Genomic DNA, 15,582 nt, shown 5'->3' on the forward strand with positions numbered 1-15,582 from the left:
CACAGCCATGGCATGTTCATTCCATACGCCTAGGTTCCCCACCGCAGCTCCCGCCGCCGACCGGCGGCGGGGCGGTCACGACACCTCTTGGAGCGAGAGTGGAACGTCGTACCTTCCTGCGTACCGCCGCCGTCGGCGGCTCGTCCGCCGTCCTCGGCGGAACCCTGTGGCGCGGCGCCGCGCACGCCGCCCCCGCCCAGCCCGGCACCGGCCCCTACGGACCGCTCGGCGCGGCGGACGCGAACGGGATCAGGCTTCCGGCCGGGTTCACCAGCCGGGTGATCGCCCGTTCCGGCCGGCAGGTCGCGGGCACCTCGTACACCTGGCACCCCGCCCCCGACGGCGGCGCCTGCTACGCGGACGGATCGGGCTGGATCTACGTCTCCAACTCGGAGATCAACCCCTCGGGCGGCGCGAGCGCGGTGAAGTTCTCGGCCACCGGCGCCGTCACGGGCGCGTACCGCGTCCTGTCCGGCACCCGGCAGAACTGCGCGGGCGGGAAGACCCCGTGGAACACTTGGCTGTCCTGCGAGGAGGTGGACCGGGGCTACGTCTACGAGACCGACCCCTGGGGCGTGAAGGCGGCGGTCCGCCGTGACGCGATGGGCCGCTTCAAGCACGAGGCGGCGGCCGCCGACCCGGTCCGCGGGGTGATCTACCTGACCGAGGACGTGTCGGACGGCTGCTTCTACCGGTTCCGTCCGACGACCTGGGGCGACCTGTCGTCGGGCACGCTGGAGGTGCTGGTCGGGGGCAGCGGCACGAGCGGCCCGGTGAGCTGGGCGCGGGTCCCGGACCCGTCCGGCGCCACCGCCACCCGCAACCAGGTCTCCGGCGCCAAGCGCTTCAACGGCGGCGAGGGCTGCCACTACGCGGACGGCACCTGCTGGTTCACCACGAAGGGCGACAACCGCGTCTGGCAGTACGACGCGTCCGCCCAGACCATCGAACTCGCCTACGACGACTCCCTGGTGACGGGCGGCACGGCCCCCCCTGACCGGCGTCGACAACATCACCGGCTCCTCCTCCGGCGACCTCTTCGTGGCCGAGGACGGCGGCACCATGGAGATCTGCGTCATCACCCCCGACGACGTGGTGGCCCCGTTCCTGCGGATCGACGGCCAGTCCGGCTCCGAGATCACCGGCCCGGCGTTCTCCCCGGACGGCACCCGCCTGTACTTCTCCAGCCAGCGCGGGACGAGCGGGAGTTCGTCGGGCGGCATCACCTACGAGGTGAGGGGGCCGTTCCGGTCGTAGCGGAACGGCGGCGGAAGTGCGGTAACGGAACGGTCACACCAGGGGACGGTAGCGGAGAGCCACCTTGCGATCACGTCACGTTTCCATCACAAGCTCTCCCCGCTGTCGCCACAACGCGAGCTCCTCAGTAGCTTCTTGATCTCAAACGAGCACCCGCACCCGCACCCGATCCGGGGGGCCTCTCCATGAACTCCACGACCCCGTTCCGCACGTCCGCCGCCACGGCCCTCGCCGCCCTCGCCCTGGCCGCACTGCCCGCCACCGCCGCCGTGGCCCACGACGGCGCCCACCCGTTCAAGAACTGCACCGAGGCGTACGCCAACGGGTACGAGAGCATCGCCCAGGGCGACGACCACTACGGCGAGCACCTGGACCGCGACGGCGACGGCATCGGCTGTGACCAGCCGCCCGCGGACTTCACCCCCCACGACAACGAGAACATCGGCACCGGCACCGGCACCGACACCGGCACGGGGACCGGGAACACCGGCTCCGGGAAGCAGGACGGCGCGGACCTCGCCGAGACCGGCGGCGACAACACCACCCTGTACCTCGCGGCGGGCGGCGCCGCCGTGCTCCTCGTGGGCGGCGTGACGCTCGCGGCGCGCCGGCGCCGCGGCACCCGCTGACCCCGCGCCGGGAAACGGACGGGGGCGGCACCCCCGCACGGGTGCCGCCCTCCGCTTTCCGCGATCCGGAGCCGTTGCCGATCGGTGAGGGTGGTCGGGTGACAGACAACGGCTCCGGGGCTGGTACGCCCCGAAGGGCTAGCGGTGGTCGCTTCCGGTGGAGGTGACCGCCGCGCGGCCGGCCTCCAACCGGGCTACCGGGATGCGGAACGGGGAGCAGGAGACGTAGTCCAGGCCGACCTCGTGGAAGAAGTGGACCGACTCCGGGTCGCCGCCGTGCTCGCCGCAGACGCCGAGCTTGAGGTCGGGCCGGGTGGTGCGGCCGGCCCGGGCGGCGAGCTCCACCAGGGAGCCCACGCCGTCCTTGTCGATCGTCTCGAACGGCGACACCCCGAAGATGCCCTTCTCCAGGTAGGCCGTGAAGAAGCTGGCCTCCACGTCGTCCCGGGAGAAGCCCCACACCGTCTGGGTGAGGTCGTTGGTTCCGAAGGAGAAGAACTCCGCCGCCTCCGCGATCTGTCCGGCGGTCAGCGCGGCGCGCGGCAGCTCGATCATCGTGCCGATGGCGAGCTTGAGCTCGGTGCCGGTGGCCTCCTGGACCTCGGCGATGACCCGGTCGGCCTCCTCCCGGACGATCTCCAGCTCCTGGACCGTGCCGACCAGCGGGATCATGACCTCCGCGCGCGGGTCGCCCTTGGCCGCCCTGCGCTCGGCCGCGGCCTCGGCGATGGCCCGTACCTGCATGGTGAACAGGCCGGGGATGACCAGGCCGAGGCGGACGCCGCGCAGACCCAGCATCGGGTTCTGCTCGTGCAGGCGGTGCACCGCCTGGAGCAGGCGCAGGTCGTTCTCGTGCGGCTCCTGCCGGGACTCGGCGAGCGCGACGCGGACCGACAGCTCGGTGATGTCGGGCAGGAACTCGTGCAGCGGCGGGTCGAGCAGGCGGATGGTGACCGGAAGGCCGTCCATCGCCTCGAACAGCTCGACGAAGTCCTGCTTCTGCTGCGGGAGCAGCGCCTTGAGGCACTCCTCGCGCTCGTTCTCGGTGTCGGCCAGGATCAGCCGCTCCACCAGCTCGCGCCGGTCGCCGAGGAACATGTGCTCGGTGCGGCACAGTCCGATGCCCTGGGCGCCGAACCGCCGCGCCCGCAGCGCGTCCTCGGCGTTGTCGGCGTTGGCGCGCACGCGCAGCCGGCGCTTGCGGTCGGCGAAGGCCATCATCCGGTGCACGGCCTCGACCAGCTCGTCGGCGTCGTCGGCGCCCGGGTGCATGCGGCCCTCGAAGTACTCCACGACCGGGGACGGGACGACCGGGACCTCACCGAGGTACACCTTGCCCGTCGAGCCGTCGATGGAGATCAGGTCGCCCTCCTCCACCACGCGCCCGCCGGGGACGGTCATCCGGCGGCGCTTGGTGTCGACCTCCAGCTCCTCCGCGCCGCACACACAGGTCTTGCCCATGCCGCGCGCGACCACGGCCGCGTGGGAGGTCTTGCCGCCGCGCGAGGTGAGGATGCCCTCGGCCGCGATCATGCCGTCGAGGTCGTCGGGGTTGGTCTCGCGGCGGATCAGGATGACCTTCTCGCCGGAGCGGGACCACTTGACGGCGGTGTAGGAGTCGAAGACCGCCTTGCCGACCGCCGCGCCCGGGGAGGCCGCGATGCCGCGGCCGACCTGCTCGACCTTCGCGTTCTCGTCGAAGCGCGGGAACATCAGCTGGGCGAGCTGGGCGCCGTTGACCCGGGTGAGCGCCTCGGCCTCGTCGATCAGGCCCTGGTCCACCAGCTGGGTGGCGATGCGGAAGGCCGCGCCCGCGGTGCGCTTGCCGACGCGGGTCTGCAGCATCCACAGCCGGCCGCGCTCGATGGTGAACTCGATGTCGCAGAGGTCCTTGTAGTGGTTCTCCAGGGTCTCCATGATCTGCATGAGCTGGTCGTACGAGTTCTTGTCGATCCGCTCCAGCTCCGCGAGCGGCACGGTGTTGCGGATGCCCGCGACCACGTCCTCGCCCTGGGCGTTCTGCAGGTAGTCGCCGTAGACGCCCTGGTGGCCGGAGGCGGGGTCGCGGGTGAAGGCGACGCCGGTGCCGGAGTCCGGGCCGAGGTTGCCGAAGACCATGGAGCAGACGTTGACGGCGGTGCCCAGGTCGTGCGGGATGCGCTCCTGACGGCGGTACAGCTTGGCGCGGTCGCCGTTCCAGGAGTCGAAGACCGCCTTGATGGCGAGGTCCATCTGCTCGCGCGGGTCCTGCGGGAAGTCCCGGCCGGCCTCGGTCTTGACGATCTTCTTGAACTTGGTGACGAGCTTCTTGAGGTCGGCGGCCTCCAGCTCGGTGTCGACCGTGACCTTCTTCGCCGCCTTCGCCGCCTCCAGCGCGTCCTCGAAGAGCTCGCCGTCGACGCCGAGGACGGTCTTGCCGAACATCTGGATGAGGCGCCGGTAGGAGTCCCACGCGAACCGGTCGTCGCCGGCCTGCTTGGCCAGGCCCTGGACGGACTTGTCGGAGAGGCCGATGTTGAGGACGGTGTCCATCATGCCCGGCATGGAGAACTTGGCTCCGGAACGGACCGATACGAGGAGGGGGTCGTCGGCCTGTCCGAGCTTCTTGCCCATCCTCTCCTCGAGGGCGGCGAGGTGCGCACTCACCTCGTCACGCAGTGCCGCCGGTTCCTCGCCGCTCTCCAGGTAGACCTTGCAGGCCTCCGTGGTGATGGTGAAGCCGGGCGGGACGGGAAGGCCCAGATTGGTCATCTCGGCGAGGTTCGCACCTTTTCCGCCGAGGAGGTCCTTGAGGTCCTTGTTGCCCTCGGTGAAGTCGTAGACGAACTTCACGCCCTCAACGCTCGTGCCCGACTGGGTTCCGTGGTGATCTTTGTTTTCCGACACGGGTCTCGACTCCTCGAGGACGCGGTGGCTGCCCTGACGGCGAGGAACATACCCAGATCAAAGGCGTATGGGTACGTCCACTTGTGCGTCATGGGCCCGTAACCGGTCGTCCGCCAGCGGATCGAAAGTCAAAGCTTGACCAAGCCGGCGCGATCGAGTGTTTTCACTTCTTGAACGCGAGAATCGTCGGCACACCCCTCCGCGTGCTCATATGAGCGGCAATCCGCACCTCTGATTTCGCTCGATGAACGATCAGAGGATGGCACTGAGTGCCAGACTTTGAGAAGTGCAGCCACCTATGATCCGCTCATCTGAGCGCAACCCTTATCAAGGGTGGCGAGAATCACGCCATGGCGGCGGACCGGATTTCACGATGCGGACGTGCACCGGGGCGGGCGGGGCCCACCGGAATCCCGGCGGACTGAACGCACCGGCCGGCGCACCCGTACGGAACTGCGGCGGACCCGGACCCCCACGCCGGGTCCGCCTCCTCGACCGAGTTCCGCACGGGTACGGAAGGACCTCCGGGTGCCTGTCTCCTCACGCTTGCGCCGACCGGCACGGAAGACCGAAGAGACCCGAGAGAACGGGGAGAACGGGGAGAACGGGGAGAAGGGGGAGAACAGGGGGAACGGGGAGAGCGAGAAGCCGAACGCGGACGGGCGGACGCGGCCCGAGCCCGGCACCGAGCCGTCCTCTCCCGATCCGGCCCCCCGTACCCCTCTCCCCCTTCGTCTCCTTCTCCGCGTCCCCTTCCGTCTCCCCCGTCTCCCCCGTCTCCTCCATCTCCCCCGGCTCCTCCGCCGTCTCCGCACCCGACTCGCGGACCTGCGGCGCGCGCACCCGACCGCCGCGCGCGCCGTCCGCCGGAGCGTGCACGTCCTCGCCGCCGTCCTCCTCGTCGGCGCCCTGCTGCTGCCCGACACCCTCGCCGGGCTCCGCCCGAGCCGGTTCGCGCGGATACCCGCCGAGGCCGTCGTCGGCGCCGCGCTGCTGCTCGCCCTGCCGCGCCGGCCGCGGAGCGTCGTGGCGGCGCTGTACGGGGCGGGCATCGGCGTCCTGACCGTGCTGAACCTGCTGGACATGGGGTTCACCGAGTACCTGGGCCGGCGCTTCGACGTCGTCCTCGACTGGGAGCTGCTCGACGACGCCCAGGCGTACATCGAGGACTCGATGAGCGGCACGGCCGCCACCGCCGCCGCGGTCGGTGCGGTCGTCCTCGCCCTGCTCCTGGTGGCCGGCCCGGCGCTGGCCGCCGTCCGCCTGGGCCATCTGCTGGCCCGGCACCGCTCCCGCGCCACCCGGGGCGTGCTCGTGGCGGGCACCGTGTGGATCACCTGCGCCGCCCTCGGCCTCCAGGTCTCCGGCGTGCCGGTCGCCTCCGACCGTGCCGCCGACGCCCTGCGGGCGCAGGCCCGGCGGGCGGTGGACACCCTGCGCGACGAGGCGGCGTTCGCGAAGGAGGCGCGGGCGGACGCCTTCGGGGCCACCCCGCCCGAGCAACTCGTCCCGGACCTGCGCGGCAAGGACGTCGTCTTCGCCTTCATCGAGAGCTACGGCCGCGCCGCCGTCGAGGACCCCCTCGTCGCCCCCGGCGTGATCCGCACCCTCGACACGCACACCGAGGCGCTCGCGCGGGCCGGTTACCACGCCCGCAGCGGCTGGCTCACCTCGGCGACCTTCGGCGGCAGCAGCTGGCTCGGCCACTCCACGGCGCTGTCCGGCCTGTGGATCGACAACCAGCAGCGCTACCGCACCGTCACCGGCGGCGACCGCCTCACCCTCACCAAGGCGTTCCAGAAGACCGGCGCCTGGGACACCGTCGGCGTCATGCCGGGAGTGCAGAAGGGCTGGCCGGAGGCGAAGTGGTACGGCCTGGACAAGGTCTACGACGCCTTCGACCTCGGCTACCGGGGTCCGAAGTTCAGCTGGTCGACGATGCCCGACCAGTACGCCCTGGAGGCCTTCGAGCGCCTGGAGCACGGCCGCGCGCGCGACCGGCCGCTGATGTCGGAGGTCATCCTGACCTCCAGCCACCAGCCCTGGGCGCCGCTCCCCGAGCTGGTCGGCTGGGACGAGCTCGGCGACGGCTCGGTCTTCGACGCCGTCCGGAAGGACGGGCGGAAGTCCGCCGACGTCATCGCCGACACCGCCGCCTCCCGGCGGGAGTACGGCCGGTCGATCCAGTACTCGGTCACCAGCCTCCTGCAGTGGCTGGAGCGCTACGGCACCGACGACACCGTCCTGGTCTTCCTCGGCGACCACCAGCCCATCGCCCGGGTCAGCGGCCACCGCGCGAGCCGCGACGTGCCGGTGTCGATCGTCGCCAAGGACCCCGCGGTGCTGGAGAAGATCGCCGACTGGAACTGGACGGAGGGCCTCAGGCCGTCCGAGGACGCGCCCGTGTGGCGGATGGACGCGTTCCGCGACCGTTTCCTGAGGGCCTACGGCTCCGTCCCGCACCCGACCGGCGGCTAGGACCGGTCCGGCGCGATCCGCCGGACAGACCCCGGTCCCCTCTCGCGGACGGCCGACGGGGACGGGACGGCACCGGTCCGATCAGCCGCGCAACCCGCCCGTGGCCTCGGCCGACACCGCGCGCCGGGCCCGGCGGCAACGAACGTGACCGTTATACGACGACCCCTGTTCGCCAGGCGTTCCTGTTGCTAGCGTGCCGCGCTACGCAAGAAAATGACCAAGGAACCGTGATCATGTCCAGTCCTTCCCGTGAGCAGTGGGGGAGCCGCGCAGGCTTCCTGTTCGCCGCGATCGGATCGGCGATCGGCCTCGGCAACATCTGGCGCTTCCCCGCCGTTGCCTACGAGAACGGCGGCGGGGCCTTCCTCCTGCCGTATCTCGTCGCGCTGCTGACCGCCGGTATCCCGTTGCTCGTCCTCGAGTACTCGATCGGCCACCGATTCCGGAAGTCGCCCCCGGCGGCCTTCCGCAAGCTGTCCCGGCCCGCTGAGGCGATCGGCTGGTGGCAGGTCGCGATCTGTTTCGTGGTCGCCGCCTACTACGCCGTCATCATCGCCTGGGCGGTGCGCTACGTCGGTTACTCCTTCGGCGAGCAGTGGGGCGACGACGCCAACGCCTTCTTCTTCGGCGACTTCCTCCAGGCCGCCGAGACGCCCGGCGTCATGTCGTCCTACGTGGGCGGTGTGTTCTGGCCCCTCATCGCGGTCTGGGTGGTCGTGCTCGTCATCCTGGCGCTCGGCATCCGCAACGGGATCGAGAAGGCCAACAAGTTCTTCATCCCGCTGCTGGTGCTCTTCTTCGTCGTCCTCGTCGGCCGCGCGCTCACGCTCGACGGCGCCGGCAAGGGACTGGACGGCCTGTTCCGGCCGGACTGGTCGGCGCTCGGCGACGGCAGCGTGTGGGTCGCCGCGTACGGTCAGATCTTCTTCTCGCTGTCCATCGGCTTCGGCATCATGATCACGTACGCCTCGTACCTGAAGAAGCGCTCGGACCTCACCGGCACCGCGATGGTCGCCGGCTTCGCCAACAGCGCCTTCGAGATCCTCGCGGGCATCGGCGTGTTCGCCACCCTCGGCTTCATGGCCGCGGCCCAGGGCGTCGGGGTGAACGAGGTCGCGAGTTCCGGCATCGGCCTGGCGTTCGTGGCGTTCCCGACGGTCATCTCCCAGATGCCGATGGGCGCGCTGTTCGGCGCGCTGTTCTTCGCCTCGCTGGTGATCGCCGGCCTCACCTCGCTGATCAGCATCGTGCAGGTCGTCATCGCCGCCGTGCAGGACCGCACCGGTATGCGCCGGGTCCCGGCGGTCCTGAGCGTCGGCGGCGCCGTCGCCCTGGTGTCGATCCTCGTCTTCCCGACCGACAGCGGCATCTACCTGCTGGACGCGGCGGACCACTTCATCAACCAGTACGGCATCGTGCTCGCCGCGCTGGCCTCGCTCGTCCTCGTGGGCTGGCTGCTGCGCCGGCTGCCCGCCTTCCAGAAGCACGCCAACGACGTCTCCACGATGCGGGTCGGCCGCTGGTGGCTGGTCTGCCTCGGCATCGTCACCCCGCTGGTGCTCGGCTGGATGATGGTCGACAGCCTGCGGGCGGAGTTCGCCGAGAACTACGAGGGCTACTCGACGGAGTTCCTGCTCTGGGCCGGCTGGGGCGTCGCCGCGGCGGCGCTGCTCGTCGGCGTGGTCCTCAGTCTGGTGCCCTGGCGCTCCGCCGACTCCGAAGCCGCCGAGGAGGCGGGCTCGGAGGCGAGCACGGCGGCCGGCGCGAAGGCCGGTCCGGACTCCGCCGTGAAGGCGGGCTCCGGCTCCGACGCACCTGAAGGGGGGAAGAACTGATGTCGACGAGTGCGATCATCATGCTGATCGTGGCCATCGTGATCGTCTGGGGCGGTCTGGTGGGCGCCATCGTCCACCTGCGCCGCCACCCCGAGCGTCCCGAGGACGACGCGGCCCCGGCGCAGCCCGCGGCCTGAGCGGTCCGGACACACCGGGACGGCTCCGCTCCGCGGGGAGCGGAGCCGTCCGCATGCCCTCCGTACGGAGGGGAGCCGATCAGCCGCCGGAGGTGTCGAGTTCGGCGTCCTCGCCGACGCCCGCGCAGTCGTACGGGTCCTTCAGCCAGCCGTCCGGCAGCACCACCCGGTTGTTGCCGGACGTACGGCCGCGGGGGCCGTCGGCGCCGGTCGGCCAGGGCTGGTCGAGGTCGAGCCCGTCGAGGCCGGCCCGCAGTTCCTCCAGCGAGGAGGTGACCGCGAGCCGCTTGCGCATCTCGGAGCCGACCGCGAAGCCCTTCAGGTACCAGGCGACGTGCTTGCGGAAGTCGATCACGCCGCGGGACTCGTCGCCGATCCACTCGCCGAGCAGGGTCGCGTGCCGGACCATGATGTCGGCGACCTCGCGGAGGGTGGGCCGCGTACCGCGTCCACCGAGGTCTCCGGCACCGGCCCGGGTACCTCCCTCGAAGGCCGCCACCAGGTCCGCGAACAGCCACGGCCGCCCGAGGCAGCCGCGGCCCACGACCACGCCGTCGCAGCCCGTCTCGCGCACCATCCGCAGCGCGTCCTCGGCCGACCAGATGTCGCCGTTGCCGAGCACCGGGATCTCCGGGACGTGCTCCTTCAGCCGCGCGATGGCCTCCCAGTCGGCGGTGCCGCCGTAGTGCTGGGCGGTGGTGCGGCCGTGCAGCGCGATGGCCCGCACGCCCTCCTCGACCGCGATCCGCCCGGCGTCCAGGTAGGTCAGGTGGTCGTCGTCGATGCCCTTGCGCATCTTCATCGTCACCGGCAGGTCCCCGGCCCCGGCGACCGCCTCGCGCAGGATGGCGCGCAGCAGGTTCCGCTTGTAGGGGAGGGCCGAGCCGCCGCCCTTGCGGGTCACCTTGGGGACCGGGCAGCCGAAGTTGAGGTCGATGTGGTCGGCGAGGTCCTCCTCCACGATCATGCGGACGGCCTTGCCGACGGTCGCCGGGTCGACGCCGTAGAGCTGGAGCGAGCGCGGCCTCTCGCTCGCGTCGAACGTGATCAGCTGCATGGTCTTGTCGTTGCGTTCGACCAGCGCCCGGGTGGTGATCATCTCGCTGACGAACAGTCCCTTGCCCCCGCTGAACTCCCGGCACAGGGTGCGGAAGGGCGCGTTGGTGATCCCGGCCATGGGGGCGAGCACGACGGGCGGCTGGACCGTGTGCGGGCCGATCTGCAGGGTCGGGTTCGTCGTGGACGTGGGCGTGGGCATTCCCCCATTGTCCCGCATGCCGCTGGGTGTCCGTCACCCTGATCGTGTAGTGGTCATTAGTTAGCCGCACTATTGAAGTCCGCCTACGATGGGACCCATGTCCGAGCTCAGCCCCCGCCGACGCGTGCTGGTGCTCGCGATCTGCTGCATGAGCCTGCTGATCGTGAGCCTGGACAACACCGTCCTGAACGTCGCCCTGCCCTCCATGCAGCGGGAGTTCCACGCGAGCACCTCGGGTCTCCAGTGGTCCATCGACGCCTACACCCTCGTCCTTGCCTCGCTGCTGATGCTCGCGGGCTCCACCGCCGACCGGATCGGCCGCAAACGGGTCTTCATGACGGGCCTGGTGGTCTTCACCCTCGGCTCGCTGCTGTGCTCGCTCGCCCCGAGCCTCGAGGCGCTGGTGGTCTTCCGGATGGTGCAGGCGGTGGGCGGTTCGATGCTCAACCCGGTCGCCATGTCGATCATCACCAACACCTTCACCGACCCCCGCGAACGCGCCCGCGCGATCGGCGCGTGGGGCGCGGTCGTCGGCCTCTCGATGGCCGCCGGCCCGCTGGTGGGCGGTCTGCTGGTGCAGTCGGTCGGCTGGCGCTCGATCTTCTGGATCAACCTGCCGGTGGGCCTCGCCGCCCTGCTGCTCACCCTGCGCTTCGTCCCGGAGTCCCGCGCGCCCCGGGCCCGCCGCCCCGACCCGGTCGGCCAGCTCCTGGTCATCGCCCTGTTCGGCTCCCTGACGTACGCGATCATCGAGGCCCCGCACGCCACCCTGCCGGCGATCGCCCCCTTCGCCGTCCTCGCGCTCGCCTCCCTGGTCGCCCTCCTGCTCTACGAGCCCCGCCGCCGCGACCCCCTCATCGACCTCCGCTTCTTCCGCTCGGCACCCTTCAGCGGGGCCACGGTGATCGCGGTGAGCGCGTTCGCGGCGCTCGGCGGGTTCCTGTTCCTGACCACGCTCTACCTGCAGAACGTCCGGGGGCTGAGCGCCCTGGAAGCCGGTCTGTGGATGCTCCCGATGGCCGTCCCCACCTTCCTGTGCGCCCCGCTCTCCGGCCGTCTGGTCGGCAGCCGGGGCCCGCGCCTGCCGCTGCTGATCGCGGGCGGCGCGATGACGGTGAGCGGGTTGCTGTTCGCCCTCTTCGAGGCCGAGACCTCCGACGCCACCCTCTTCATCGGCTACGTCCTGTTCGGCGTCGGCTTCGGCTTCGTCAACGCCCCCATCACCAACACCGCCGTCTCCGGCATGCCGACCGCCCAGGCCGGGGTGGCCTCGGCGGTCGCGTCCACCAGCCGTCAGCTGGGCCAGGCGCTGGGGGTCGCGGTGGTCGGCGCGGTGCTGGCGGCCGGGGTGGGGTCGTCCCCGTATGCGGACGCCTTCGTACCGGCGGCACGGCCCGGCTGGTGGATCCTCGCCGGCTGCGGGCTCGCGGTCCTGGTGGTGGGCGCGGCGACCTCGGGCCGCTGGGCCCGCGGGACGGCGCGGCGGACGGCCGAGCGGCTGGCGCCGCCGGAGGTCCGCCGGACCGTCGGGACGGGCGCGTAGCGGGCCCGCGTCACCGCGTCCCGGCGACGGGTCCGCCGGGAGCAGGGTGACGAGTCCGGGCCACCGCTCGGGGCGCTCCCGCACCAGGTCGCGCAGGACCGGGCCGGCCGCGAGCAGGTGCCGGCGGCAAGCGGTCCACGGGACGGCGCTGTCGCTCCCGGGCACGTTCCGGCGCAGGGGGACGCCGTGGCCCAGCACGTCGGCCGGCAGCTCGGCGATCGTGACGACCCCGTCCCGCTCCCCCGGGTCCTCGGGCAACGGCCTGCCGCCGGAGAAGTGGCCGCGCGTGCCGGGGCGTTCGAGCCTCAGCAGGCGCACTTCGCGCACCGCGCAGGGCCGTGTCGTTCGCCGGGACGGCGGCCACCGCGTTGCCGATCCCGGTCCGCTCGGCGGCGGCTCCCGTCCGCCCGGCCGGGTACGCCATGGACCACGCCGACGTGTCCGGCGCGAGCACGGCCACGAGGACACCCACCGCCTCAGCCGACGTCCCGCCCCTCCCCCGCCCTCCGCAGCGGTGGCGAAACGGTGCCGTGCCGTGCTCCGCCGCGGCCCGGGACTCCGCGGATCGGCCCGTGCGAACGGAGCGCGCCGGAAGGCCGGTTGGCGTCGTGTTCCCGCCGCGCGCTGCTTGCGGTCGCCGAACGGGGAAGGAGTACGAGGACGGACGGCGCAAGACCGGAGGGGCCATGCCGCAGCTCGACACGGACAAGATCAGCCGCTGGGATCTCCACGGCCGCGAGCACGTCGTGCGCGTGCGACGCACCGGCGTGCAGCGCACGCTCAGCTGCGACACGTGCGGCTGGCGCAGAGGCGCCCGGTTCCTGCCCTGGGCCAGGGCGCAGGAGCACCTCGCCGACGCCCACCAGGCGACGGTGAACCCGGCGGCCGCGTAGGCCGGCGGGCGGCGGCCGCGCGCGGGGCCACCGGGAGGCGGCGCCTCAGGGCGCCCCGCCCCGGACACGTCCCCGGAAACGCGCCGGCCCCCGGCACGGGCACCACTGCGGTGCCGTGCCGGGGGCCGGTCGACGTCGGTCGTCGGGGGACGCCTCAGCAGCCGACCAGACGCGCCGCCAGGTAGCCCTCGATCTGGTCCAGCGAGATGCGCTCCTGCTTCATGGTGTCGCGCTCGCGCACGGTCACCGCGTTGTCGTCCAGCGTGTCGAAGTCGACGGTCACGCAGAACGGCGTACCGATCTCGTCCTGGCGGCGGTAGCGGCGGCCGATGGCGCCGGCGTCGTCGAACTCGATGTTCCAGTTCTGCCGCAGCGCCTGGGCCAGGCCCTTCGCCTTCGGCGACAGCTCGGGGTTGCGGGACAGCGGGAGCACCGCGACCTTCACCGGGGCCAGGCGGTGGTCGAGCCGCAGCACGGTCCGCTTCTCCAGCTTGCCCTTGGCGTTGGGCGCCTCGTCCTCGACGTAGGCGTCGAGCAGGAAGGCGAGCATCGCCCGGCCGACACCGGCCGCCGGCTCGATGACGTACGGCGTCCAGCGCTCGCCGGCCTCCTGGTCGAAGTAGGAGAGGTCCTGGCCGGAGGCCTTCGAGTGCGCGCCGAGGTCGAAGTCGGTGCGGTTGGCGACGCCCTCCAGCTCGCCCCACTCACTGCCGCCGAACTGGAAGCGGTACTCGATGTCGGCGGTGCGCTTGGAGTAGTGGGAGAGCTTCTCCTGCGGGTGCTCGTACCACCGCATGTTCTCCTCGCGCAGGCCGAGACCGGTGTACCAGTTCCAGCGCTGCTCCATCCAGTACTCCTGCCACTTCTCGTCCTCGCCCGGCTTGACGAAGAACTCCATCTCCATCTGCTCGAACTCGCGGGTGCGGAAGATGAAGTTGCCGGGCGTGATCTCGTTGCGGAAGGACTTGCCCATCTGGGCGATGCCGAACGGCGGCTTGCGGCGCGAAGTGGTCTGCACCTGGGCGAAGTTGGTGAAGATGCCCTGGGCGGTCTCGGGACGCAGGTAGGCGATGGAGCCGGAGTCCTGCGTCGGGCCGAGGTGGGTGGAGAGCAGGCCCGAGAACTGCTTGGGCTCGGTGAAGGTGCCCTTGTTGCCGCAGTTGGGGCAGTTGAGGTCGGCGAGGCCGTTCTCCGGGGCGTGGCCCTTCTTCTCCTCGTAGGCCTCCTCCAAGTGGTCCGCGCGGAACCGCTTGTGGCAGGAGGTGCACTCGGTCAGCGGGTCCGTGAAGGTGGCGACGTGGCCGGAGGCCACCCACACCTCGGGGGCCAGGATGACGGACGAGTCGATTCCGACCACGTCCTCGCGCGACGTCACCATGTAGCGCCACCACTGGCGCTTCAGGTTCTCCTTGAGCTCGACACCCAGCGGCCCGTAGTCCCAGGCGGCACGCTGGCCGCCGTAGATCTCACTGCAGGGGAATACGAAGCCACGGCGCTTGCTCAGGCTGACGATGGTGTCGATCTTGTCGGCGGCCACGGTGCTCTCTTCATTACGACGACGGGCGACGAAGCGAGATGCTTCCAGCGAATGACCCAGGTTACCGGCGAGGACCGCCCCTCAACCAATCGGTCTCCCTGTGCGGACTCCCACCCCCCTTGTTGACAACGGTTTCCATATTATTTGAAAATGAGTGTCATGAACGTACGACGACTCCCCCTCCCCACGGCCGTCGTGGCCGCGGCCGCCGCCCTCGGTCTGGGCGCCCTCTCCGCCTGCTCCTCCGGCGGTGCGGCCGCGGGCAGCACCGACAAGTTCGACGTCGTCGCGTCGTTCTACCCGATGGCGTTCCTCGCCGAGCAGATCGGCGGCGAACACGTCCACGTCACCAGTCTCACCCAGCCCGGCCAGGAGCCGCACGACCTGGAGCTCAGCACCCAGCAGATCGTGCAGCTCCAGGAGGCCGACGCGGCGCTCCACCTCAAGGGCCTGCAGCCCGCCGTCGACGAGGCCATCGCCCAGTCCGAGGTCGGCACGAAGATCGACGCGGCCACCCTGACCTCCCTCGAGGACCACGAGGACGAACACGGCCACGAGGACGAGCACGAGGACGAGCACGGCCACGAGCACGAGCACGAAGGCGGCAAGGACCCCCACGTCTGGCTCGACCCGGTCAAGTACGCCGAGGTCGCCGAGGGGGTCGGCAAGGCCTTCGAGAAGGCCGACCCGGACCACGCCGCCGACTACCGGAAGAACACCGAGGCCCTGGTCGGCAAGTTGAACGACCTCGACGCGGCGTTCGAGACCGGGCTGAGGAACAGGAAGACCGACGTCTTCATCACCACGCACGCCGCCTTCGGCTACCTCGCCGAGCGCTACGGCCTGATCGAGGAGGCCATCAGCGGCCTGTCCCCCGAGTCCGAGCCCAGCGGCGCACGCGTGAAGGAGCTCACGAGGACGGCCGAGGCCGACGGCGTCACCACCGTGTTCTACGAGACGCTCGTCAGCGACCGGACCGCGAAGACCCTCGCCGACGACGCCGGGCTGAAGACGGACGTCCTCGACCCGATCGAGGGCATCACCGACGGCTCCCGCGGCGACGACTACTTCCAGGTCATGGAGTCCAACCTCGAGTCCCTGCAGACCGCCCTGGGAGCCAAGTGACCGC

The 15,582-nt window shown here is 71.2% G+C and carries 10 protein-coding genes and 1 pseudogene; 8 read left to right on the forward strand and 3 right to left on the reverse strand.

What is annotated here, in order from left to right:
- Nucleotides 1–98 precede the first annotated feature (98 nt).
- Both CP969_RS13570 and CP969_RS13575 read left to right on the forward strand, forming a co-directional pair.
- Nucleotides 99–1,257: pseudogene (locus tag CP969_RS13570) on the forward strand (alkaline phosphatase PhoX).
- 185 nt (nt 1,258–1,442) lie between these two features.
- On the forward strand, nt 1,443–1,886 hold the full coding sequence (locus CP969_RS13575) for an excalibur calcium-binding domain-containing protein (RefSeq protein WP_016826362.1): 444 nt from the start codon (nt 1,443–1,445) through the stop codon (nt 1,884–1,886).
- Between the two features lie 138 nt (nt 1,887–2,024).
- Here CP969_RS13575 and ppdK read toward each other — a convergent pair whose 3' ends face one another.
- A complete protein-coding gene (gene ppdK, locus CP969_RS13580; protein ID WP_004988410.1) occupies nt 2,025–4,772 on the reverse strand; it encodes a pyruvate, phosphate dikinase in 2,748 nt (915 codons plus the stop codon).
- An 873-nt stretch (nt 4,773–5,645) separates the two neighbouring features.
- Here ppdK and CP969_RS13585 point away from each other — a divergent pair.
- The 3 genes from CP969_RS13585 (at nt 5,646) to CP969_RS13595 (ending at nt 9,222) form a co-directional block, all read left to right on the forward strand.
- A complete protein-coding gene (locus CP969_RS13585) occupies nt 5,646–7,250 on the forward strand; it encodes an alkaline phosphatase family protein (protein ID WP_016826359.1) in 1,605 nt (534 codons plus the stop codon).
- Nucleotides 7,251–7,483: 233 nt separating this feature from the next.
- Nucleotides 7,484–9,085: a sodium-dependent transporter gene (locus CP969_RS13590; RefSeq protein WP_016826358.1), complete on the forward strand. Its 1,602-nt coding sequence runs from the start codon at nt 7,484–7,486 to the stop codon at nt 9,083–9,085.
- Nucleotides 9,085–9,222: a methionine/alanine import family NSS transporter small subunit gene (locus CP969_RS13595; protein ID WP_004988400.1), complete on the forward strand. Its 138-nt coding sequence runs from the start codon at nt 9,085–9,087 to the stop codon at nt 9,220–9,222. Before CP969_RS13590 ends, CP969_RS13595 begins: the two co-directional genes overlap by 1 nt.
- 79 nt (nt 9,223–9,301) lie before the next feature.
- Here CP969_RS13595 and dusB read toward each other — a convergent pair whose 3' ends face one another.
- A complete protein-coding gene (gene dusB, locus CP969_RS13600; RefSeq protein WP_016826357.1) occupies nt 9,302–10,480 on the reverse strand; it encodes a tRNA dihydrouridine synthase DusB in 1,179 nt (392 codons plus the stop codon).
- Nucleotides 10,481–10,577: 97 nt separating this feature from the next.
- Between dusB and CP969_RS13605 the strand changes: the two genes are divergently transcribed.
- Nucleotides 10,578–12,023: an MFS transporter gene (locus CP969_RS13605; protein WP_026085204.1), complete on the forward strand. Its 1,446-nt coding sequence runs from the start codon at nt 10,578–10,580 to the stop codon at nt 12,021–12,023.
- Nucleotides 12,024–12,709: 686 nt separating this feature from the next.
- The gene (locus tag CP969_RS13610; RefSeq protein WP_016826355.1) at nt 12,710–12,916 is read left to right on the forward strand and encodes a hypothetical protein; all 207 of its coding nucleotides are present in this window, start codon (nt 12,710–12,712) and stop codon (nt 12,914–12,916) included.
- A gap of 154 nt (nt 12,917–13,070) precedes the next feature.
- Here CP969_RS13610 and CP969_RS13615 read toward each other — a convergent pair whose 3' ends face one another.
- Entirely contained in the window at nt 13,071–14,453 is a 1,383-nt protein-coding gene (locus tag CP969_RS13615) for a glycine--tRNA ligase (RefSeq protein WP_004988388.1), read from the reverse strand.
- Nucleotides 14,454–14,612: 159 nt separating this feature from the next.
- Here CP969_RS13615 and CP969_RS13620 point away from each other — a divergent pair, with 159 nt between their 5' ends.
- Nucleotides 14,613–15,578 (forward strand): metal ABC transporter substrate-binding protein, encoded by a 966-nt coding sequence (locus CP969_RS13620; protein ID WP_026085203.1) that lies wholly within the window; start codon nt 14,613–14,615, stop codon nt 15,576–15,578.
- Nucleotides 15,579–15,582: the final 4 nt, after the last annotated feature.

It is taken from the genome of Streptomyces viridosporus T7A, from assembly GCF_008704515.1.
Classification (GTDB): Bacteria; Actinomycetota; Actinomycetes; order Streptomycetales; family Streptomycetaceae; genus Streptomyces; species Streptomyces viridosporus.

Excerpts from the sequence above, each read along its gene's own strand:
- dusB (WP_016826357.1), bottom strand. The coding sequence starts at position 10,480 with ATGCCCACGCCCACGTCCACGACGAACCCGACCCTGCAGATCGGCCCG.
- CP969_RS13575 (WP_016826362.1), top strand. The coding sequence starts at position 1,443 with ATGAACTCCACGACCCCGTTCCGCACGTCCGCCGCCACGGCCCTCGCC.
- CP969_RS13620 (WP_026085203.1), top strand. The coding sequence starts at position 14,613 with ATGAACGTACGACGACTCCCCCTCCCCACGGCCGTCGTGGCCGCGGCC.
- CP969_RS13595 (WP_004988400.1), top strand. The coding sequence starts at position 9,085 with ATGTCGACGAGTGCGATCATCATGCTGATCGTGGCCATCGTGATCGTC.
- CP969_RS13610 (WP_016826355.1), top strand. The coding sequence starts at position 12,710 with ATGCCGCAGCTCGACACGGACAAGATCAGCCGCTGGGATCTCCACGGC.
- CP969_RS13605 (WP_026085204.1), top strand. The coding sequence starts at position 10,578 with ATGTCCGAGCTCAGCCCCCGCCGACGCGTGCTGGTGCTCGCGATCTGC.
- CP969_RS13590 (WP_016826358.1), top strand. The coding sequence starts at position 7,484 with ATGTCCAGTCCTTCCCGTGAGCAGTGGGGGAGCCGCGCAGGCTTCCTG.